Source organism: Flavobacterium sedimenticola (assembly GCF_030053345.1).
Classification (GTDB): Bacteria; Bacteroidota; Bacteroidia; order Flavobacteriales; family Flavobacteriaceae; genus Flavobacterium; species Flavobacterium sedimenticola.
Genome location: NZ_JASGBP010000012.1, coordinates 1 through 23,889, shown reverse-complemented (window position 1 = coordinate 23,889; position 23,889 = coordinate 1). Strand labels below are relative to the sequence as shown.

Annotated in this window: 13 protein-coding genes, 1 other RNA gene and 1 pseudogene; 7 read left to right on the top strand and 8 right to left on the bottom strand. The window is 39.8% G+C overall.

What is annotated here, in order from left to right:
- Positions 1 to 142 precede the first annotated feature (142 nt).
- Positions 143 to 2,962 carry a helix-turn-helix and ligand-binding sensor domain-containing protein gene (locus QHT84_RS13535; RefSeq protein WP_283240108.1) on the bottom strand — a complete coding sequence of 940 codons (2,820 nt, stop codon included), beginning with the start codon at positions 2,960 to 2,962 and terminating at the stop codon, positions 143 to 145.
- A gap of 139 nt (positions 2,963 to 3,101) precedes the next feature.
- Here QHT84_RS13535 and uvrA point away from each other — a divergent pair, with 139 nt between their 5' ends.
- Positions 3,102 to 5,903 carry an excinuclease ABC subunit UvrA gene (uvrA, locus tag QHT84_RS13530; protein ID WP_283240107.1) on the top strand — a complete coding sequence of 934 codons (2,802 nt, stop codon included), beginning with the start codon at positions 3,102 to 3,104 and terminating at the stop codon, positions 5,901 to 5,903.
- A gap of 46 nt (positions 5,904 to 5,949) precedes the next feature.
- On the opposite strand, the gene QHT84_RS13525 is transcribed toward uvrA, so the two are convergent.
- Entirely contained in the window at positions 5,950 to 7,128 is a 1,179-nt protein-coding gene (locus QHT84_RS13525) for a M28 family peptidase (RefSeq protein ID WP_283240106.1), read from the bottom strand.
- Between the two features lie 274 nt (positions 7,129 to 7,402).
- On the opposite strand from QHT84_RS13525, the gene QHT84_RS13520 reads away from it, so the two are divergent.
- Positions 7,403 to 8,014, top strand: a complete 612-nt coding sequence (locus QHT84_RS13520) for a hypothetical protein (protein ID WP_283240105.1) — start codon at positions 7,403 to 7,405, stop codon at positions 8,012 to 8,014.
- An 87-nt stretch (positions 8,015 to 8,101) separates the two neighbouring features.
- On the opposite strand, the gene QHT84_RS13515 is transcribed toward QHT84_RS13520, so the two are convergent.
- From QHT84_RS13515 to QHT84_RS13505, 3 genes are all read right to left on the bottom strand, one after another.
- Positions 8,102 to 9,538, bottom strand: a complete 1,437-nt coding sequence (locus QHT84_RS13515) for an MFS transporter (protein WP_283240104.1) — start codon at positions 9,536 to 9,538, stop codon at positions 8,102 to 8,104.
- A 19-nt stretch (positions 9,539 to 9,557) separates the two neighbouring features.
- Positions 9,558 to 11,657, bottom strand: coding sequence for a glycoside hydrolase family 97 protein (locus tag QHT84_RS13510; RefSeq protein WP_283240103.1), 2,100 nt, complete (start codon positions 11,655 to 11,657; stop codon positions 9,558 to 9,560).
- A gap of 102 nt (positions 11,658 to 11,759) precedes the next feature.
- Positions 11,760 to 12,962, bottom strand: a complete 1,203-nt coding sequence (locus tag QHT84_RS13505) for an NAD(P)-dependent oxidoreductase (protein ID WP_283240102.1) — start codon at positions 12,960 to 12,962, stop codon at positions 11,760 to 11,762.
- Positions 12,963 to 13,119: 157 nt separating this feature from the next.
- Here QHT84_RS13505 and QHT84_RS13500 point away from each other — a divergent pair, with 157 nt between their 5' ends.
- From QHT84_RS13500 to QHT84_RS13490, 4 genes and pseudogenes are all read left to right on the top strand, one after another.
- Positions 13,120 to 14,322, top strand: coding sequence for a serine hydrolase domain-containing protein (locus QHT84_RS13500; protein ID WP_283240101.1), 1,203 nt, complete (start codon positions 13,120 to 13,122; stop codon positions 14,320 to 14,322).
- Between the two features lie 70 nt (positions 14,323 to 14,392).
- Positions 14,393 to 14,790, top strand: a transfer-messenger RNA (tmRNA) gene (ssrA, locus tag QHT84_RS13495).
- A 246-nt stretch (positions 14,791 to 15,036) separates the two neighbouring features.
- Positions 15,037 to 15,192: pseudogene (locus QHT84_RS14165) on the top strand (site-specific integrase); the annotation flags it as partial.
- Between the two features lie 114 nt (positions 15,193 to 15,306).
- On the top strand, positions 15,307 to 17,646 hold the full coding sequence (locus QHT84_RS13490) for a GAF domain-containing protein (RefSeq protein ID WP_283240100.1): 2,340 nt from the start codon (positions 15,307 to 15,309) through the stop codon (positions 17,644 to 17,646).
- On the opposite strand, the gene QHT84_RS13485 is transcribed toward QHT84_RS13490, so the two are convergent.
- Positions 17,627 to 18,811 carry a Pycsar system effector family protein gene (locus QHT84_RS13485; protein ID WP_283240099.1) on the bottom strand — a complete coding sequence of 395 codons (1,185 nt, stop codon included), beginning with the start codon at positions 18,809 to 18,811 and terminating at the stop codon, positions 17,627 to 17,629. The genes QHT84_RS13490 and QHT84_RS13485 overlap by 20 nt on opposite strands.
- A 23-nt stretch (positions 18,812 to 18,834) precedes the next feature.
- Here QHT84_RS13485 and QHT84_RS13480 point away from each other — a divergent pair, with 23 nt between their 5' ends.
- A complete protein-coding gene (locus tag QHT84_RS13480; protein ID WP_283240098.1) occupies positions 18,835 to 22,566 on the top strand; it encodes a metallophosphoesterase in 3,732 nt (1,243 codons plus the stop codon).
- Here QHT84_RS13480 and QHT84_RS13475 read toward each other — a convergent pair.
- Both QHT84_RS13475 and QHT84_RS13470 read right to left on the bottom strand, forming a co-directional pair.
- Positions 22,549 to 23,415 (bottom strand): hypothetical protein, encoded by an 867-nt coding sequence (locus QHT84_RS13475; RefSeq protein ID WP_283240097.1) that lies wholly within the window; start codon positions 23,413 to 23,415, stop codon positions 22,549 to 22,551. The two genes, QHT84_RS13480 and QHT84_RS13475, sit on opposite strands and share 18 nt — an antisense overlap.
- A gap of 357 nt (positions 23,416 to 23,772) precedes the next feature.
- On the bottom strand, positions 23,773 to 23,889 hold a 117-nt coding region (locus QHT84_RS13470), incomplete at its 5' end, for a T9SS type B sorting domain-containing protein (protein WP_283239877.1).

The window sequence follows — 23,889 nt, the reverse complement described above, 5'->3', positions numbered from 1 at the left end:
AAGAATTTAACAAAACTGCCGAAAAACAACGTAAATCCAATTGAAAATTATACACGTTGACGCGTGAAAAAAGGAAAAAAAAGATTTACGAAAAGGTTGTTGTAAAGGTATTGTTGAGGTATTTTTAACAGAAGCTGTATAGTTATATACTTAAAATGTAATTTACCAAACCGTCATCGTGTAACAAATTTAATTTTTTACGCAAACGATATCGTTTTATCTCCACACTCCGAATCGAAATATTGAGCATAGGAGCAATTTCTTTTGAGGATAAATTAAGCCTCAAATAGGCACACAGTTTTAAATCACTAGGCGTTAAACTGGGATGCGCTGCCTTAATCTTTTTAAGAAAATCTTTATCGGCATTATCAAAAGCTTCTTTAAATACATTCCAGGAATCATCTTCAGTGATGTTTCTGTTAATGGTTGAGATAACCGATTTAATGCTTCTACCACTATTTTCTTCTGCCGATTTCTTTAAATCTTCTTTGATAATGTTCAACAATTCATTTTTCTTAATTAAACTCATGGTAGATACCGCCAATTCTCTGTTTTTGGCATCAACATCCTGAGATAATTGCTCATTTCGCAATTTCATCAATTGTTGCTCGTTCTCCAGGGCGGCAATTTCAAGCAACAAATTATTTTCTTCAATCAGTTTTTCTTCTTGTTTGCGGTAATAATTCTTGTATGCCTTATTCACATAATAAGCCATAATCACAAAAAGAAACAAGTAAATAAACCAAGCTAAATTAGTGGCATACCATGGTTTTTCAATAGTAAACTTGTACTCTACCGTATTTTCGGGTGATGAATTAGCAATTTTAGCCCTAACTTTAAAAGTGTATTCTCCAGGCTCTAAGTTTTTAAAGTTAACACTCGACTTAGCGCTCCAATCGCTCCACTGCCCTTGCTGCCCTTCCAGCATATATTGGTATTCCACATCAATAAATCGATTGTATTGAGGAACAGTATAATTAAAAACCAAATTATTCTCGTCGTGCTGTAACTCTCCCGTATCGGTCATGGAAAGATCAAAACCACGCTCATTTAATTTATTGACACTAATATTGGTTAAAATAATATTGTGACTCTTTACTTTAAAATCGGCCAAGTTGATAATAAAATAGCCGTCTGTTTTGCCTACCAAATATTCTCCGTCGGAGATTTGAGTAATGTTTTCGTAACCAATCATCGGATTTGTAATCGAAAAGGGAATCGGTATCTTATGCTTTTTTAAATCGGCATTAAAATTACCGGAAGTAAGATAGTAGAGATAACTCTTGGTAAATAACCACATTTTATTGGACTTGTCTACATTTAGCTTGCCCGAAATGTATTCGTTGTTTTTGAAAACAGAACTCAAATGCTGATCTTTTTCAAAAACGTCTGTTTTGTTGTTCAATTTAAAAATACCTTCTCTTCCGGCAAAGTATATGACGCCGTTGTATTGGGCCAAACTGATGTGTTTGCCTTTGTGTGGCGTCGGCAGAATGTGAAATGCATTGACTTTAGAAAAGTCGTTAGCGGGTGAAACCTTGATAACACCTTTGTATTCGTGCCCAACATAGATTTGATTCTTATTTGATATTTCAAAATAGCGCGATGAAATATCAAATCCCTGCATTTTGTTTTTAAAAACCCAACTGTTCCCTTCTTTTTCCAAAATCGACAATCCGTTATAATTTCCTTGTAAAATAAGATTAGAATGTCCGGGAACTCTGTTAAATTTCCACGTTCCTGATTCTTTATAGATTAAACGAATATCATTTGCACCAATAAGAAATGTTCCCAAATCATGGCCGCAGAACAATTGGTTGTCAAATTCAAAAAGCGTCCAAACCTGACCTTTGGTTCCGGCTACAAAGTGAAATGTATCATTCGTTAGCGCACTTTTATAAAACAACCCCTGGTTGGTTCCTATATAAATGCGGTCTTTAAATTTTATCGAAGCATACACCGTTCCTAAAAATCCCGAGTCATCTTTATAGCTTTTAATGGGCGATTGCAAATTGATGCAATCAATTCCGTTGTCTAAACCCAACCACAAATTATTGTCGGCGTCTTCATTAATCGATAAAACCGTGTTGTTGCTTAAGCCGCTGTTTTGCGTAATGTGGTATCGAATTTTGCCCAATTTATCCAAGATGTAAATTCCGTTAGAAATGGTACCTAATGCAAAACCACCGTCAGATAACATCTTGGCGGAAAAAATAGAATTGGGTCTTAACTCGTTGTCAGATTCGAAATAAAACGGAGTTAATGTGTTATCTTCAAACTTAAAAACACCGGCTCTTTCGGTTTGGAACAACAGCCCGTCTTTGTGTTTGTATATTTCCACAATCCGGTTCCTTTTGATAGCGTCATCATCACAAACCAATACACTTTTTCCGTTAACCACTTCATACAAACCTTCGCCTATGGCTTGAAAATAAATGGAATTATTAATCTTATAACATCTGAAAATATAAGGATGCTTGTCAATAAACTGAAAACTGTTATCCTTGGTATTGTAAACGTATATCCGGTTAAAGGATTGAAATAAAACCCATTGGTCCAAATTGATAATATTCCAAAAATGCTCATCTTCGATTAATTTATTTTTTATTCTTTGGCTCAAAGACGTATATTTCAATGTCCCGTTAGTTTCTCTTTTCCAAAAACCAAACTCCATGTAGCAACCGGTATAAATGCGATTACCTACTACTTTTACTGAACGTATAATGGTTTCATTTGGAGAGGCATACAGCGTCCAATTTGAACCATTAAATTCCAATAATCCTTCATTGTTGGCAAAATAAACAAACTGATTGTTATCTTGAGTAATCATCCAATTCTGATTCCCTGCACCATAAACTGTAGAACCGTAACGCACAATCGGCGGGAGTTCCTGTGCCGAAAGGTGAAATACAAATAATACTATGATCAATAAAGGCTTGGATATTAATTTACGATGCCACATAAAATTGGTTTGTCATTAACAGAAGGTAAAAATATTGTTTCATTTTGAAGTAGTCAATATAAAACTTAAAAAATGTAGTTCGTTCCATGGCATTTCACTCTTCAGAAATGATTATCTTTGCCAACATTCCTTTTTTGCCATGAAAAGTACAGAAATTGCCACCTTAGAGCCTAAAAAAAACATCCTGATTAAAGGAGCGCAAATTCACAATTTAAAGAATTTAGACGTTGCCATTCCGCGCAATGAATTGGTGGTGATAACCGGCCTCTCGGGTTCGGGAAAATCAAGTTTGGCTTTCGATACCTTATATGCCGAAGGGCAACGTCGTTATGTGGAAAGCCTTTCCTCCTATGCTCGTCAATTTTTAGGTCGTTTAGACAAACCGAAAGTAGAATACATCAAAGGAATTGCTCCGGCCATTGCCATTGAGCAAAAAGTGAATACCACCAATGCGCGCTCGACTGTAGGAACATCAACCGAGATTTACGATTATCTGAAACTTCTCTTTGCCCGTATCGGCAAAACATTTTCACCGGTTTCGGGTAATGAGGTCAAAAAAGACACTGTGACAGACGTGGTAAATGCCGTTAAAACCTTTGAAACAGAAACCCGTTGGCTATTGCTTTCACCAATCCATTTGGAAGAAGGCCGAAAACTTGAAGACAAGCTCAAAGTGCTGTTGCAACAAGGTTTTGCCCGAATTTTGGTAGAAAACGAAATGGTACGCTTGGACCAAATCGATCAACATGCACTCGACAACAAAGACATACTGTTGATTATTGACCGAATTGTAATCAACACCGATACTGAGGCGGATGACGATTTTTACAATCGATTAGCCGATGCCGTACAAACGGCATTCTTTGAAGGGAAAGGGATTTGTTATTTGCAAAACGCCGATACGCAAAAACGATTGGAATTCAGTTCCAATTTTGAATTAGACGGCATGACATTCTTAGAACCAAATATCCATTTGTTCAGCTTTAATAATCCGTACGGAGCCTGCCCTACTTGTGAAGGTTACGGCAACATCATCGGGATTGATGAAGAATTGGTCATTCCCAACACGGCGTTGTCTGTTTATGAAAATGCCATTTTCCCGTGGCGGGGCGAAAGCATGAGTTGGTATCGAGATCAGTTGGTCAACAATGCCTACAAATTCGATTTTCCGATTCACAAACCCTATTTTGAGCTCAGCGAAGAACAAAAAGAGTTGGTGTGGAAAGGAAACAAATTCTTCACCGGATTGGATGACTTTTTCAAAGAATTAGAAGAAAAAAACTATAAAATACAAAACCGCGTGATGTTGTCCCGTTATCGCGGCAAAACCAAATGTACCACCTGTAAAGGCAAGCGTTTGCGTAAAGAAGCCAATTATATTTCGGTAGGCGGAAAAACCATATCCGAATTGGTGGACATGCCGATCAAGCGCTTGATTCCGTTTTTTGCCGCATTGCAACTATCGGACTATGATGCCAAAGTGGCGAAACGTCTTTTGATTGAAATCAACAATCGCTTGGCCTTTTTGAGTGATGTAGGTTTGGATTATCTCACTTTAAACCGAAACTCCGCTACACTTTCGGGCGGCGAATCCCAGCGTATCAATTTGGCGACTTCATTGGGAAGCAGTCTGGTCGGTTCGATGTATATTTTGGACGAACCCAGTATCGGTTTGCATCCGAAAGATACCGAACGACTGATTAAAGTATTGAAAAATTTGCGCGACTTAGGCAATACGGTTATCGTGGTAGAACACGATGAAGATATTATGAAAGCGGCCGACAGAATTATCGATATCGGACCGGAAGCCGGAACCTTTGGTGGTGAATTGGTTGCCGAAGGAACCTTTGACGAAATCTTAGCATCCGATACGTTAACGGCGAATTATTTAAATGGAAAACTCGAAATTGCCATTCCGAAAAAAAGAAGAAAATCCAATAATTACATCGAAATCAAAGGCGCTCGGGAAAACAACCTCCAAAATATAGATGTGTCCTTTCCGCTGGAAAGCCTCACGGTAATTACCGGAGTTTCGGGTAGCGGCAAAAGTACGCTTGTGAAGAAAATTTTATTTCCCGCCATGCAAAAAAAGCTGGAAGGTGTTGGCGACAAAGCCGGACAGTTCACCGAATTAACGGGTAGTTTTTCACACATCAAACACATCGAATACGTCGATCAAAATCCAATCGGACGTAGTTCGCGTTCCAATCCGGTGACCTACATCAAGGCTTATGACGATATTCGGGATTTGTATGCCAAAGAAAAGCTGTCTAAAGTCCGCGGTTATCAGGCCAAGCACTTCTCTTTTAATGTCGATGGCGGCCGTTGCGAAACTTGTAAAGGGGAAGGTTCTATTAATGTAGAAATGGTCTTTATGGCCGATGTTTCATTGCCTTGCGATACCTGCGGCGGCAAACGTTTCAAAAAAGAAGTGCTGGAAGTGACTTTTGAAGGTAAGAACATCGACGATATTTTGACTATGACCATAGACGATGCTATTGCATTTTTCAACACACACAAGCAAACCAAAATTATCCAAAAACTACAACCGTTACAAGATGTTGGTTTGGGCTATGTGCAACTGGGACAATCGTCTTCTACCCTTTCGGGTGGCGAAGCACAGCGTATCAAATTAGCTTCTTTTTTAGTGAAAGGAGTAACCAAAGAAAAAGCGCTGTTTGTATTTGACGAACCCACTACCGGATTGCATTTTCACGATATCAAAAAATTATTAGCGTCTTTTGATGCTTTAATCGAAAAAGGACATTCCATTATTGTCATCGAGCACAATTTGGATTTGATTAAATGTGCCGATTGGATTATCGATTTAGGACCCGAAGGCGGCGAAAACGGTGGCCAACTGTTAGCCGTGGGAACGCCCGAGGAAATCGTCAACAACAAGATGTCGATTACCGCGCAATATCTCAAAGAAAAACTATAAAAAAAGCCTTCCAATCGGAAGGCTTTTTTTGATGAAAATTTCTTTATTATTCGATTAGTATTTTTTTGGTAATGCGCTCAGTAGTGGTTTGCAACACCGCCAAATACATTCCCTTAGACAATCCCGAAAGGGAAACCGTTTCTATCATACTCGGATTTTCAACGTCTCTTGTTAAAACAACTTTACCCTGCAAATCGAGCATCGAAAACGAATAACGCGTATCGGTCAGCGTACCCATGTTAATGTGTAAAACCTCTTTGGCCGGACTCGGATAAAAGCTTACTTGACGGGAATTCTGATACGATTCGCTCGACAATGCCGAGGTTGACGCTACGGCAAAATGCAACATGGCACCCATGGCCGCTTTGGCAATATTATATACGTACTCCGGATCCATATTGACCAACAAATCATTGGCGGTATGGCGATACGGGGTTTCATTTTTTTCAAAGAAGCCGGTGATAATTTCATTGTTGTCCTCAAAAGGCATATAATCCGAAGCATAGGCATACGACAAATAGGTATTCAAGGGTGAATACAACTGTACACAATTGATTAATTCATTGGTGAAGGTGTTGGAAAGCGCATTGTTAGACGTCGGACTTCCGGTATCCCTTTCGCACGTAATGGTATCATTAGTCATATCGGCTCTACCGCCTACTTCATCTATATTAAACACCAAGCGGATGTTCATTTTAGGAGAAGTACCGTTGACCACTGAAGAAACAAAATGCTGACTGCCGACCAATCCGTCTTCTTCTCCGCTAAAGTTGATGAACTTAATTGAATATTCGGTCGGTATACTTTGCAACAAACGCGCGACTTCTAATATGGTCACTACACCGCTGCCGTTATCATTAGTTCCTTTTCCGGTAATGGTATCGTAATGTCCGCATAGAATAACATAGGTATTCGGATATAGGGTGCCGACTTTGGTCACGACCAAATTTTTACACGTGTAAGCTCCATTGGTAAAACTGTATTCCTGCATTTGTGAGGCTGTATACCCATAACCGGTATACTTTGTTTTAAGCCAATCCAAAGTATTTTGCAATGCGGCAGTGCCTCTTCGTTTTACCCCTAGGTTTTCAAATTGGGTCAAATGGGTTAAGATGTTGGCATCCGAAACTTGGTCGGCCACTTCGGCATAATACGGAATAAATTCTTGACTGTTGGCGGTGGCACATAGCCAGAGGAAAGAAAATGAAAAGAGTAGGTTTTTCATTGAAGTATTCGTTGTAACAATTAGTTTTCTTTAAAAATTTGATAGCAAATGTACTATTATTTTATACAAATCCACTAGGAGCACCATTGTTTTTTACGAAAAGAATCCTCTTATAACAAATTGTTTTACTGCAGGTTACATCCTCTTAATCAAACCTTAAGAATTTACTTTCGTGTTTTGGCACATCAATTGGAATAATCGAAACAACAGCGATACTCACTGTTCGAAGAAGCTGAAAATCGGAAGAGTAAGCAAAACTCAAATTCTATTGATTATGAAAAAAATTACCTTTTTAGTAGCCACTGTTTTACTGTTAGGAAATATGGCGAAGGCTTCAGAAGTAATGAAAACTTCTGACGAGGAAAAAAGAACGAGATACAGCTTTGATGAGTCAATCTCATTTATGGAACGAGGTGTTGAGTTTTTTGTTTTTCCAAACGGAGATTTTGATTTTAACACCCGTCCGCAAGACAGCCAAGGCGACTATTTTTACCGCACGGCCGGAAAAAGAGGCACCGTTGCAGTGGCCCGAAGACCAATCAATTACGGTATCCGAATTGAACATGACAGCTTCGGACGCGTACGAAGAGTGGGCAACACCTTTATCAACTACGACAGCCGTGACCGAGTAAGCCGAATCGGAAGTGTGTATATGCGCTACAATCGATTTGCTTTAACACAAATAGGAGGCATGAAAATCATCTACAACCGCAGAGGTGACATTGTAGACACTATCGGAAGTGTTAAAGGATGGAGAAATGATGCGTATGTGTATCAAAGTAATGTGTATCATTACAACGATTACACGTCAAACTACAATGATGATGAAGCGTATTACTACTATAAAGCAGATGGCACAAAAGCCAAAATAGAAGATAAAGATTAGTTAGTTGTTTTTGGTTAGGTTTTGATGAAAAAATCCCGCAAAGTGTATACGATGCGGGATTTTTGATTTTATAAAAGCTACTTACTGTTAGTGTCCTCCGCTAATCTTTTGATCAAAATCGATACCCTGACTTTTTAAAATGCCCGAAACTTTCCAAGCATAGAATGCCATGTACGCAAAACAAAGTACACCCACTATGTAACTGGCATGAATGGTAGTAATATCGGCTACATAACCTTGTAACCAACTCACCAATCCGCCCCCCATAATCATCATAATCAGGAAGCTACTACCCTGACTGGTGTGCTTTCCTAATCCACTAATGGCGAGTGTAAAAATACAAGGCCAAAGCGTACTACAGAATAACCCAACACTGGTAAAGGCATACACACTCACCATACCGTCAGTAGCCATTCCGATTAATAAAGCCGTGATTCCTAAAACGGAGAAAATCAACAACATTCTGGCCGGATTTCCTTTGCTGGCCATATCGGCAAAAATCAACACCAAAATAATCAAGGCGTATACATAAAACGGGGTCAAATCGTGATCCATAAACTTGTTCACCGCCAAGAAAACGCCAAAAGCCAAATATGGCGCTATGAATCGAAGTATTTTTTGCGTGTTCATGTCGTCGGTGAAAGCTTCTACCGCTCCGGTCCATCGACCAATCATTAAACTGGCCCAGTACAACGAAATAAACGGCGCTATTTTACTGGTTTCAAATCCCAATCCGGTTTCCATGTAAGCCGGTAAGTTACTGGCCGTAGAAACTTCTACACCCACATAAACAAATATCCCAATCATTCCTAAAATTAATTGCGGATAGTGCAATGCGGAACTTCTGGAGGTACTTACATCACCTTCAGCTTCTACAACAGCTTCGGGTTTATCGGGTAACGATGAAAACTTCAACAATACAGCCACTACCAAAAAGGCCGCCCCTAAAACCAGATAAGGTATTTTTACACTCTCAATACTCATATCGGTATTTTCGGAAGTAGCCGAACCAAAAATGGCAAAACTTACAATTAGTGGTCCGATGGTCGTTCCTAAATTGTTAATGCCGCCCGCCATCGTTAAGCGCTGAGAACCCGTTTTGATGGGGCCGAGAGCTATCGCCAACGGATTGGCCACCGTTTGTTGTAATGAAAAGCCTAAAGCTACAATAAAGAGCCCGGATAACATTAACGTAAAAGAACCCGAATTCGCTGCCGGATAAAATAACAGCGTTCCCAAAGCCGAAATAACCAAGCCCAAAGCCAAAGAATTTTTATATCCCATTCGGTTAATCAAGTCGCCTTTAGTAAGGTAGGAAATAATCATGTAAATAATGGAGCCAACAGTATAAGCCACATAAAAAGCAACGGAAACTAACTGACTTTGACCTTGGGTCAAATCGAATGCTTTTTTGAAAACGGGAATTAAAATATCGTTACTCGCCGCAACAAATCCCCAGAAGAAAAATACCGTTACTAACGGAATAAACTGTGCCCAGTTGGTTTTTAAATTTTGTGAAGTCATAATTTAGTTTTGGTTTGGTTTAGTTAACAGGTGTAAATGAAATGGCGGTTCCGCCACCTTTAGCCAAATGTAATTTAATTTTTGACTTTGCCGTTACTTGTATAGTTTTTATAGCATATGATTTAGGGTTTTCTTGCCAGTCGGCATCGCTACCATCCTGATAAACAACCGCTTTGTATTTCTTGCCCGGTGTGAGAAAATCGAGTTTGATTTCGGTACTTCTTGCATTTTCATCGGTGATAGCCCCCAAAAACCAGTTTTCGGAACCTTTCGCTTTACGCGCTACGGTAATATAATCACCGGGTTCGGCTTCCAAATAGCGACTCTCCTGCCAATCTGCAGCTACCTCTTTGATAAATTGAAAAGCATCGGGATATTTTTCATAATTCTCCGGTAAATCGGCGGCCATTTGCAACGGAGAATACATCGTTACATACAAGGCTAACTGTTTGGCCAATGTCGTATGTACCTGCTCCTTTTTGGTTTTATCATAGGCACTCATTTTAATTTCAAAAATACCCGGGGTATAATCCATTGGGCCGCCCAGCAATCGGGTAAACGGCAAAATAGTTTCGTGCATAGGCGGATTACCCACACTCCAGGCGTTAAACTCATTACCGCGAGCTGCTTCGGCGGCAATGTAATTGGGATAGGTTCTGTGGTAACCGGTTGGACGGGAACTTTCATGAGAGTTCACCATCATTTTATAATCGGCAAATCTACGGGCTACAAAATTAAAATGGTTAACCATCGTTTGTCCGTCGTGGAATTCACCTCTGGGTATAATCCGACCCACATAACCCGATTTGGCAGCCGGATAACCATAGCGCTTCATCAATTCCAATGCGCGGTCTAGATGTCTTTCGTAATTCGCCACCGAACCGGACGTTTCGTGATGCATAATCATTTTTACCCCTTTCGATTGGGCGTAAGCATTAATTTCGGCCAAATTAAAATCGGGATACGGCGTGGTAAAATCAAAGACCTCTTCTTTCCAGTTGCCAAACCAATCTTCCCAACCTACGTTCCAACCTTCCACTAAAACCCCATCGAACCCGTGTTTGGCGGCAAAATCAATATAGCGTTTGGTATTGGCGGTAGTCGCCCCGTGTTTGCCACTGGCAATCAGCTCTTGGGATTCGGTATTTTGGGCATTCTGACTTCCCGCATAATCCCAAGTCGATTTGCCCACATGCATTTCCCACCATATGCCAACATACTTCATCGGTTTGATCCAGGAGGTATCGTCAATTTTAGAGGGCTCATTCAAATTTAAAATCATCTTTGAACTCACAATTTTTCGCGCATCATCACTCACCATAACCGTACGCCAAGGCGAAACACAAGGCGCTTGCAAATAAGCTTTGTCACCTATCGCATTGGGCACCAAACGCGAGGTAAAAGCAAAGGTTTGCGGATTAACATCCAAATGCATTACGGGATAATTCACTACAGCTGCTTCGAATAGGTTGAGATAGAGTCCGGCATCGGTCTTCATCATCAAAGGTGATTGCACTACAAACTTGCCGGCTATCGACTTTAAACCGATACCGTTATTCAAATCGATTTTATCCGTATTAATATCCGAAATCTTAGTTTCGTTGTAAGCGTATTCCTGACTGTCAAAATCGCCCGGAATCCAAAACGTTTTGTGATTACCGGTTACATTGAATTCTGATTTTTCATCCGAGATGATAAAATAATTCAAATGGGGTTGCTTGGGAAATTCATAACGGAATGCCATTCCTTCGTCAAACAATCGGAAAATTATATTGAGTTTTCGGTTGGTTCCGTTTTGAGACAAAGCCACCGTTAATTCATTGTAATGATTTACAATGTTCGATTGCTCTCCCAAAACCGGTTGCCAGGTTTCGTTAAAAGTGGTGGTTTTTACGTTATCAATTTTAAAATTGGCCGCCAAATCGGTATTCCCTTTGAGATAAATTCCCAGCATACTTTTTGAAACTACCGGCTTGTTTTTATAGTCAAGCTGATACAGTGGTGTTCCGCTATCGCTTATGGAAAAACGGAGGGTGATTTCTTTGGAAGGCGATTGCAGCGTTTGTGCCTTTGCGGAAAACACCAACAACATCAAAACAAAAGTGAACGTATTTTTCATAAAAATTATTTTTGCTAAAGATAAAAATATCTTGTTAGGAATAAAAAAAACCTTCCGGCTTATCTTCCCGAAAGGTTTGGTGTTATTTAAAATAAATGGGGCCTACTTACCCTCCACATAATCCTGCAAATAGGCAAAACGCGGCGTGAGCTTGCCGTTTTCGGTAATCTTAGCCCGTTCTAAAATACCGTCTTTATCGCCGTTAAAGAAGGCCGGAATGACATGTTGCATAAACATTTCGCCAAAGCCTTCACTGGCATCTTTAGGCAATTCGCAGGGCAAATTGTCAACCGACATCACCATAACAGAACCCGGATGTGTGTAGGGTACTTCTTTGTGTTCGCTCGGCAAATACCCGAAAAACGGCTCGGCTATAGTCGATGCTTTAATAGTACATGCTATCGGACCATCCACATCACAGGAAATATCGGCCACCACTTTAATCTTACAATCGGGAGCATTCAACATCTCACGGGTTAAAATATCAGGGGAGCCATTGGCATGAAAATGCCCGGCCATAAAAATATCAGCTACTTTGGTAAATCGCTCAAAGTCGGATACATAGTCTTGAGGGTTGTGATAAAAGTCCTGATTGTCCAAAACCTGTCCGTCTTTACGTTTGTTGTAATCCAAAACATCAATCTGAGTGTAAACCGGCTGGGTGTAGACTTTTGTCAAAAAATCGGCTACGGAAACTTGCTTGATTTTCATGCCGTCTAAAATTTCCTTGGCACCCATACCTACTTTTCCGTGACCGGTTAAGACAATTTTGATGTTGGGCAAAATTTGCCTTTTCAACCGAACAATCAAATCATCTTTTCCTGTTAGTGTTTCGGCTTTGGGCAAGGTGAATAATTCGTATTTGATTCCGAAGGCTCTGAAACCGTTGTAGGCCCCAACGATACCGGCATAACGTCCGAAACCGATGAGTCTTCTGTTGTTGGCATCTACTATGGTTTCATGATCGTATAAGGTAATATTCTTGTTTAAAACAGCTTGCAGCAATTTTCGATTATGTGCCTGCTTTTTGATGGTATGCGAAAAGAAAAAATATTTTTTATTCGGAATCAAATGATCCGTCGGAATTTCTTTCACGCCAAATAACACATCACAATCCGACAGGTCATCACTTACGGTAATACCTAAATTGCGGTAGGCATTATCCGAAAAAATTCGAATATCCGATGTTTCCACCACTACTTCAGCTTCCGGATGTTCTTGTTGTAATCGCACTAATTCTTCCGGGGTAAAAACAACTCTTCTGTCGGGCGGATTCTTTCTTTCTTTTATAATTCCGAATTTCATGGTATGGTATTTTGTGCCCCAAAAGTAAGGGTAACGAAAACGTTTTCAAAACTTTTTTCAGAAAATAAGATTGTGAAAAAACTGTTGATAGCTTTGTCGGTTTAATTCGATATCCTTATACTGAATAAGTATATTTGTGGTTCGCTAATTTTTAAAAATGAACTTCAAAAACCCACTATACAGCCTACTCTTTTCCACATCTCTTTTGCTGACCGTTTCGTGTTCCAAACAAGAAAAAACAGCCGAAGGGGTCATCAAAATAAATAAAAACGGTATCCCGGTCATGCAACCATTGCAAGAACCGTTACCTAAACTTTCTCCATCGTTTATCAACGATAAAAAATATGGGGTTTCGATGTTCTTCGAAAAAACCTGGTCGGAGAAAAACGACAATGTCAGTTTTTTGGTAGCGAAGAACGGGCAAATTATTTATGAGAATTATATGGGTTATGCCAACAAGCAAAAAGACGAAAAAATAACCAAAGATACCCCGCTGCATATTGCTTCGGTAAGCAAAATGTTGACCGCTACAGCGGTGCTCATGCTTATCGATGCTAAAAAAATCAAACTGGAACAAAAAGTAAATACCATCATTGACAGTTTTCCGTATCCCGACGTGACCATTCAAACCCTATTGAACCACCGCAGCGGTATGAAAAACTATGCCTACTTTACTTATGAAAATAACAATTGGGATACGAAAAAATTACTCACCAACCAAGACATCATCAAGGTAATGGTCGAAAAAGAAATACCGCTTGAAACCAAAACCGATACCCATTTCAGCTATTGCAATACCAACTATGCCGTTTTGGCTTTGATTATCGAAAAAATCACCGGTCTTTCGTATCCCGAAGCCATGAAAGAAATGATTTTCACGCCGCTGGGCATGACCCATACCTATGTGTGCGATTTCGAAAAAGACAAACACCATATTGTGCCGTCTTACAAAGGCAATAATGTGGAGATTGGCACCGATTACCTCGATGGAATCTATGGCGATAAAAATATTTATTCTACGCCACGAGACCTGCTCAAGTTTGATGTGGCACGCTACGCGCCGTTCTTTCTCAATCCGGAGTTGCTCAAAAAAGTCTATCAAGGCTACAGCTATGAAGCCAAAGGCCTACGCAATTACGGCCTAGGAGTACGTATAATCGAGTTCGAAAAGGGAGAACCTTTTTTCTACCACAACGGCTGGTGGCACGGCAACACTTCATCCATGATTACGCTGCGAAAAGAAAAAGTAACCATCATTACCCTATCCAACAAGTACACCAAGAAAACCTATCAAACCAAAAAAATAGCCTCCCTTTTCGGCGATTACCCGTTCAAAATGAACGAATCGGGCGAGGAATAATTTTCTTTTCGCATATCGTATAAAAAAACTACTTTTGTGGTCTGATTTTTGCTGAATCAGCAAACATACTGGGGTCGACTGGTTTTGACAGCAGGTCGAATTGAATGGTAAGCACGTCGAGCTTTGTGCTTTTAGCTCGTAAATCCAAAGGTACAACTCTATAAACGGCGAAAATAATTACGCTTTAGCTGCTTAATCCGAAGTTTAGTACGATGAGCCATGTTCCGACAAGGTCGGAAAGCTGGATTCTCCTCAGAAGCCTTGGTTTATGGCGGCTGGTCAAGGGGAACCGTAAAAGTAAACCTAGGAAAGGTAAGGCTCTAAATCCTTTCTGACACGCACAGAGCTAAGCATCGGGTTGCGGTCTTTGGCATAGCCCGGTGTCGAAAATTCAATCAAAGACTAAACGTGTAGAAAGCTCTTTAGTTGCCTGTTTGGACGGGAGTTCGACTCTCCCCGACTCCACAAAAACTACTTTATTTTAAACCAAAAGCCTGTAAATCGTATGATTTACAGGCTTTTATCTTTTTACTTCTAGTCAAATTATTCATTAAAAATCAAATTGTTGGTGAGTAATTCGGTTACCCGAGAAATTTCAAATTTAGGGTAACCGAATTTCTCGGGAGAGCCAGTAAAATAAGGTGTTCACAAAATGTACATCTTGTGTCAAAACTGGCAAAAAGTTAAATTAAAGAACCTAAAAGTCACCACAAAATGAAGCACAAAATGTCAATACTCTTTTACGCAAAGAGTGCAAAATCCAGCAAAGATGGCTTAACACCTATCTACTTAAGAGTTACAATTGATGGACAAAGGATTGAACTAAACACCTCAAAGTTCGTCGATAGATCAAAACGGAACCCCGATGCAGGTAAAATTAAGGGTTTGACGGAGCACTGTAAAGAAATATTTATACCACTCAAAACTTCCATTGCCCATTCTCAAATATTGCCTTACCTTTATCCTACCGTTTTACTGCTAACAATGAAAAGAAAATTAGAACAATACGAAACACCCTTTATCACTCAGATTTCATTCCATAAGTTGATTGAGAGTTTGGAACGTATTGCTCAATCTAATGTGGATTATCGTGCCAATTATGCCAAAGCATTACTCAAAGAAATTGAAAAATTACCCCAATTCAGATCGGGGATCAAAGACTTATCTTTAATCGAAGAGCACCAAGATTTAATCAAGAACCTCTTGGCCGATCTATTTCCGACGGCACTGACGCATAATGAAATCAAAGCGGTTGCGGTACCTTTTCACAACATTACCTTCAACTATACAGAACGTTTTAAAAAAATTCTGGACGATGCCGGTGTCGATTTTGATATGAACATCCGAGATTTTGAAGACGATCTTTTTTACATCATGAATTGTTGTCTTATTCTCAACGATTATTACAAGCAAAATCTTGATTTCAACAACCCGCTTTTTTATGACATCCCCGACCGAAACGGGGTCATGAAACATTACCGCATTTTATACAATGCCGATTTTGTGGAAATTATCCCTACAGCGGATGCTATTCCGTTGACACAAGAAGACATAGACCGCCTGATAGACAACTTTGATAACATTGCTCTTTGGAAAGAAAAATTCCCCATGGGAAGTTGGATTTTAAAGGGATTCGGAATAGTACAACTCTTTGATGCGACCACCGAAAGTTCGGTTTCAACACTGAAAACCAATTTGCTAAAAGCGGCCGACAACCACGATGAACAGCTGGAAGAAGACTTTCAATCCATCTTCAGATCCATCTTCAGAATACCGGATTTAAAAATTGGGCTCACCATTTTTGACCCCGAAGAACAAAAATTCATTCGTCCCAACACCAGCAAAAAAAACTTGCAAAGTCTGATCCTCGATGAAGCCGAAGAAGCCGAATGCGGAAAAAAACTTTATGATTGTTTTTTCAAGTGCGTCATCAAAGATCATCAAGTCTTTATCATTTCCAATGTAAATCATTTTGCCGAAAAAAAAGGAAACGAGCTGTTTGCCATACACTTATCGAGTCAAAACATTCAAAGTTGCATTATGGCACCTATAGTAAAAGGGAATGAGTTGTTAGGCGTTTTCGAGTTGGCCTCAGAAAAACCAAGAGCACTCAACAGCATCAATGCCAACAAACTGGATTTGATACTGCCTTACTTGGTCGACACGATGAGCCGATACCGTATGGACTTACAAAACCAAATTGAAGCCATCATTCAAAAAGAATATACGTCCATTCATTCCAGTGTGTATTGGAAATTCCGAAAAGAAGCCCAAAAATACTTGAGAAATTCGGGTGAACCCAAAGAATATGTCTTCAAGGAAATTGTTTTCAAAGAAGTCTATCCGCTCTTTGGCGAAATTGACATCAAAGGTTCTTCGGAACACCGCAATCAAACCGTAAAACTCGATTTACAAAGGCAGCTCGACACCTTAATTGAAATCATCGAAAGTCTGAAATCAAACGCTAACTTGATGATATTGGAGCAAAGAAAATTTGAATTGGAGTCTTTCCGAAGGGAATTGGATTTGCCCTTAAAAGCCGATACGGAACAAATTATGCAGCGCTACATTGAATCGGAAATTCATCCGATCATCCATCCTCAAAATGCTCCGGAAGAAAGCAAAGCCCTTATTAAAAAATATTTTGAAAAAATCGATGAGAAAACGGGCATGTTCTACCACGCCCGCAAAAAATTTGACAACGCGCTCAGTAAAGTCAATAAAAAATTGGCTGCTGTTTTGGATGAAAAACAAGTCGAAGCCCAACAGATTTTCCCTCATTATTACGAACGATTTAAAACCGATGGTGTAGAACACAATCTTTACATAGGTGCCTCGATTGATCCCAACAAGCCTTTTGACAAAATCTATCTGAATAATTTAAGGCTTTGGCAGTTGCAAACCTTATGCGAGATGGAACTCGTACACCATCAAATGAAAGCCGAATTGCCTTACCATTTGGAAGTTACTTCATTGATTTTGGTTTTCAGCTCACCCATCTCTATCCGTTTTCGAATGGACGAAAAACGGTTTGACGTTGACGGAACCTATAATGCGCGGTACGAAGTGGTAAAAAAGAGAATCGATAAAGCCTATATCAAAGGCACCCAAGAACGCATTACCGAAAAAGAAAAAATCACCATTGTTTATTCCCACACCCAAGAAAAAAAGGAATACCTCGATTACATCAAATATTTACAGTTCAAAGAAATTTTAGAACCCGAAGTGGAGCAATTTGAAGTAGAAGAACTCCAAGGCATATCCGGATTAAAAGGCATTCGGGTAAAAGTGGCTCACCAACATCCTACATCGGAGCCTGCCTGAAAGCAATCACGAAGGCTATAACCGAAACAATGATGCCTACCATAAAAATATTATACGTTATGCGAAGCAAACGGTACTTTCGCTCTAAAACCAATCCCAAATAGTACAAGTCTTTGGTCATGGAGTTGTGCAAATATTCTTTGTCTTTCAACATTTCATTCACGGCCCATTGGTATTCTTCGTAGGGCATTTTAAAGAAATTACCAAAGAACAACAAATTCACCTTTTTATCTTCTATGTCCTTGCGGGTAAATTGGCCCGAAGTCACTTTGGGTTTGGTGGAAAGTATCGCAAAAATAATGCTGATGACGCTAAAAAGCACCATGACAAAAGTAGGCACTATCAAATGCACATTGCCCGGACTGTCTAATTTTGGTACGATAGTAGAAAGCGCAATGGAAATGATAATGGCATTGACAGACAATAAAATATTGGCTTTGCTGTCGGCAATCTCACTCAAACGAATGTGATTGGTTAGGGTAATTTTAAACATTGTGTCAATGCTTCGGTCCGGTCGTTCCTCTTTCTCTTTTTGCTTTTTGGGCTTGGTTAGTGGTTCCATAAGGTTGTTTTCCAGTTGGTAGATTCTTTTTTGAATCTTTTGAATGTTCTTCTCTTTTTGAGGTTGCCAATGCAATAAGGCATATTCACTAAAAAACCGGTGGTGATTCGTTAGAAAATTTAAATTCTCTTTAGCCCATTCTAAATCCGTAAAATCGGTGTGCAGCGTACACTTTAACTCCAACTTCAGGAATTCAGCACTTGACAAATAATCTTTCTCTGCCAAATGAAAATAATCGGCATCGCGTATGATTTTTTCTAAAGGGGTGGTCGGACTATGACTTTTAATCGTCGCATTAATCAGGGTGCGGATGACCGCTATATCTTCGGGATTGTAGTTTCGCTCCTTTAAAAAGTTTTCCGCTATGACTACACTACCGGCCTCATGCTTTTCACAACCGTTTATGTAGCCCGTGTCGTGAAACCAAGCGGCTAAAAGCAATAACTCCATTTCATGTTCGGTTACCGATTGAGCCGTTGCAATAGTCTTTACCGCATTAACCACCGACAACGTATGGTTAAAATTATGGTACAAAAATGAATCAGATAACTTATCTTTGAGTAATTTGTAGACAAAATCTTCGGCTTGTTCTATAATTGTCATTGGCAAAGTAAAAAATCCAAGTTATGAAATTGTTCTGTACCCAAGCAGCTACCCGTGAATATGGTAAACTTTTAGCTGTGGTAACCCTAATGGGTTTACTGCAGTCGTGCGCTACACAACAACCGCAATATAACAAAAATAGCAATAAATCGGTTACGGTAAAAACAACGGATACGATAAATGCAGCACATACGTTTTACCTGATCGGCGATGCCGGAAATGCCGGTGACAGCACTACCAATGCCACGCTTTTCAATTTGGAGAAAAGATTAAAAAAAGCCACGGCCAACAGCACGCTGATTTTCTTGGGCGACAATATTTATCCGGTTGGAATGCCTGCCGATAAAAATCATCCCAAATATGAATCGGCCGCCAAAAAAATCAATAACCAATTAGCAATCACCAAAAACTTCAAAGGCAAAACCCTCTTTATTCCCGGAAACCACGACTGGTATAGCGGTTTAGAGGGTTTGGAAGCCGAAGCCCAACAGGTCAATGACTTTTTAAAAGATCCTCATGCCTTTCAGCCTAAAAAGAACTGTGCCATCGAAGACCTCAAAATAGCTAAAAATATAGTTTTGATTACCATTGACAGTCAGTGGTTTTTGGAAGATTGGGAAAACCATCCAAAGATTAACGATAATTGTGACATCAAAACCCGCGAGGCTTTCTTTGAAGAACTGGAAAACTTGCTGAATAAAAATCAGGACAAAATTAAAATTATCGCCCTCCATCATCCATTACTGAGTAACGGTACCCATGGCGGTCAATTTTCATGGGAAAAACAGTTGTTCCCGTTTGAAACTCATTTCCCTTTACCCATACTCGGAAGCGTTTTAAATCTTATCCGAAAGACTTCAGGCATCAACCCGCAAGATTTGCAAAACAAAGCCTATCAAGTGTACACCAAGCGAATCACGGCTTTGCTGCAAGGGCAAGACAATGTGGTGGTGGTTTCGGGGCATGACCATAATTTGCAGTTTTTAGAGAAAAATAATATTACCCAAATCATTAGCGGTTCGGGCTCTAAAACCGAAGCGGCGCGTGCTGTCGGCAAAAATGACTTTTCGTATGGCGGCAATGGTTACGCCCAGATTACCATTGCCAAAAATGATGCAATGGTCATCCGCTTTTTCGGGGTTGAAAACAAAACCGAAAAACTGTTGTGGCAAACGTCCCTCCATAAAAAAGTAAAAACGTCAGAGGTCAATTACCCGAATGAATTCCCGAGCACGACTTCGGCTTCTGTGTATACCAAAGAAATGACTACCAAAAGCTGGTTTCACAATTGGTTTTTAGGCAAGCATTACAGAGACTACTACAGTATTCCGGTTGACGTGAAAACGGTCAATTTAGATACTTTATTCGGCGGATTAAAACCAGAGCGAGCCGGAGGCGGACACCAATCCAAATCGCTCCGACTCAAAGATGCCGCCGGAAAAGAATATGTAATGCGTGCGCTGAAGAAAAGTGCTTCGCGTTTTTTACAATCCGTAGCGTTCAAAGACCAATATGTGGAAAAGGAATTTGAAAGCACCTATGCCGAGGATTTTTTACTCGACTTTTACACCACTTCCCATCCGTATACCCCGTTTGCCGTAGCCGATTTAGCGGACAAAATCGGCGTTAGTCACAGCAATCCTGCGCTTTATTATATTCCTAAACAGAATGCTTTGGGGAAATTCAATGACACTTTCGGCGACGAATTATACCTGGTGGAAGAACGCCCGACGGATTCTCAGAAAGACCTAAAATCTTTTGGGAATCCCGATGCGATTATCAGTACCAATGATGTATTGAAAAAACTGCAAAAGAGCGAAAAAAACCAAATCGATGAAAGGGCTTACATCCGAGCGCGTTTGTTTGACATGTTGATAGGTGATTGGGACCGACACTATGACCAGTGGCGTTGGGGAGAATACAATAGTGAAGACAAAACCCTTTACAAACCCATTCCGCGCGACCGAGATCAAGCGTTTACCAAATACGACGGCGCTTTATTGGCCATTGTGATGAACATTCCTGATTTGCGCCACATGCAAACCTTCAAAGAAAAAATCAGCAATGTAAAATGGTTCAATCGCGAGCCGTATCCTTTAGACATCACTTTTCTGAAAACGGCAACAGAAGCCGATTGGATAAAAGAAGCCCAATACATTCAGGATCATTTATCCGAAGAAGACATCACCAACGCTTTCAGAAATTTGCCAAAAGAAATGCAGAATGAAACGATTGAGAGTATTAAAGCGAAACTAAAAATCCGAAAGAACGATTTACCACAATATGCTTCAGAATATTATGCCGTATTGCAAAAAACCGTGGTGATTGTCGGTACCGAAGACAAAGACCGTTTTGAAATCACTCGCCAAGCCAACAACCAAACTGAAATTAAGCAATTCCGAATCAAAAAAGAAGGTGACAAATTAGTCCAAACCAAAATCCTTTCGGGCCATCAAACCACCGAAGTTTGGGTATACGGCTTGGATGACGATGATGTTTTTAAGGTTAACGGCAACGAAAAATCAACAATAAAAATTAGGTTAATCGGCGGACAAAACCATGACAAATACACCATTGAAAACGGAAGAAAAATGTTGATTTATGATTTTAAATCAAAACCAAATACTTTCGAAACAGACAACAAGACCAAAACCCTTTTGACCGATGATTATGAAACCCATCTGTACGACTATAAAAAACCGAGATTCAATGCATGGACCGGTTTGCCGAGCCTGGGGTACAATCCGGATGACGGCGTTAAAATTGGTGGGATGCTCAACTATACCCACTACAGTTTCAAGCAAAATCCGTACACCCAAAAGCACACCTTCAAAGCGTTTTATTACTTTGCCACCAACGGATTTGAACTTTATTATTCGGCCAAGTTTCCAAAAGTTTTGGGGCAATGGGATTTTGATTTAGACACGCGTTTTACCAGCCCGAACTTCGCCATCAATTACTTTGGCCACGGTAATGAAACAGTTAATAATGACGATGAGCTGGGCATGGATTATAATCGGGTACGCATCCAAATGATAAAAGTAGAGCCGTCTATTAAAAAGGTTGGAAAATATGGCAGTGAAGTCAAATTCCAAACCTCGTTTGAAAATATAGAAGTCGAACAAACCTCCAATCGTTTTGTCAATATTCCCGGGATTGTGAATCCTGAGGTTTTTGAATACCAACAGTTTGCCGGTGGAAAATTGCAATACAGTTTTGAGAATTATGACAATGCCTCAAACCCAACTTTAGGCATGGGATTTTTAATCTCCGGTGGTTGGAAAATGAACCTGAACGAAACCCGAAAAAACTTCACCGAACTGGAAGCCAAATGGAATATCAATCACAAAATCGACAAAAATGGCAAGTTCGTTTTTGCCACACTTTTCAAAGGAAAAGCAATACTAAATGACAACTTCGAGTTCTATCAAGGGGCCACTTTAGGCGGTGATTATGATTTAAGAGGTTTCAGAAACGAACGCTTTTTAGGCCAACAATCGTTCTTCAACAGCAGCGATTTGCGGTTGAGTCTAGGCAAAATCAAAGGCAGCTTGGTCCCAATGTCCTATGGCATACTAGGCGGATTTGATTATGGCCGGGTATGGCTTAAGGGAGAAAACTCCAACACTTGGCACAAATCCTATGGCGGCGGTTTATGGCTCAATGGGTTAGGCGTCGTAACCGCTCGAATAACGTATTTCAAAAGCGAACTTGACAAAGCCCGAATTGCCTTTGGCTTAGGGTTTGGCTTCTAAACTTTTTAAACGGACTTCATAAAGACGACCTCCCGTCTTTTTGTCTTTTTCATCAGCTATTAGAAGCGTGCTGTTGTCTTTGAAACAGACCGCTTCTTTTTGAGAATAATGATGCAATTCCAACTGCGTTATCTTTCCATTCAAAAAATTATCGCCTTCAAAATGTTCAAACAACCAAACTTTACTATGACTCAATAACACAAACTTAGAACCGTCAGGGCTAATGGCTGCTCCGGTTACTGCACTATCATTATAGTCTTCTCCGGTTTTATATTTACCTAATAGTTGGGCGGCGTGATGGCCTTCTTTATTCGGTACCTTATAAATTAAGGTGGTGCCGTCAAAACCTTTGCTCCTGTTTTTGGTAAACAAATAAAAGAAACCATTCCGTTCAAAAAACGCTTCGCAGTCATACCACAATTCCTTTTTAGAAGGTGGAAATTCAGTTTGCTCCGGATAATAAAATGAGACTTTATAATCAGGGATTATCACATCATTTTTTGCAATCGGATTGATTTTATAAATACACAAGTCCTTTCTATCATTGTCATTATTACCAAAGTCTCCTAAATATAAATTGCTGTCTTTATCAGAAGTTAAATCCTCCCAATCCGTATTTTCAGCTGCTACAAGTGTGGCAACTAAATTTCCGTTATTAAATCCGAACAGATATAAAAAGTTATCGTTACCACTATCTTCAATTAAAAAAAGGGCGTTTTTATCAGGATTCATCTGAATTCCCGAAACCTCTTTCAGGTCTACCGGCAAAGAAGCAACAACATTCAAAGTTGAATGGTCGCGCTGACAACCAACTAATACAAATCCCAATAAAACGAGTGCATTTCTCATTATAGACTCTGGTTTGAAACTATTAATAAAAATAAAATATACTCCGATTGCTTTACTAAATTGAATCTAAAAAAATACTCAAACTCTCCTAACCCAAAGCTACTAAAAAAAGTAGACTGTCATGAATACAATCAAAGGGTCTTTCTTTTATATAGCTAGAGTTAAACAAATTCTGACACATACTATAAGTCAGCTAAGCGTGGGCTCCCCAATTCCATACTTCAGCACGTGCAAGGTAGCAGCCGAATCATAATCAGAACATGGCGAATTAATCATCGTAATGCTTTACCTGATTGGGGATAAAAACAAAAACACCCGCTGTTATAAGCGGGTGTTTTTGTTTTATAAGTTGTTTCATTATCGTTTCAACGAGAAGTGTGCCTTAAACTGTTTCATCACTCCTTGTTCCGGATAATCTACCGTAAACCAGTAATCTGTTGATGGCAACGGCACTCCATTATATGTCCCGTCCCA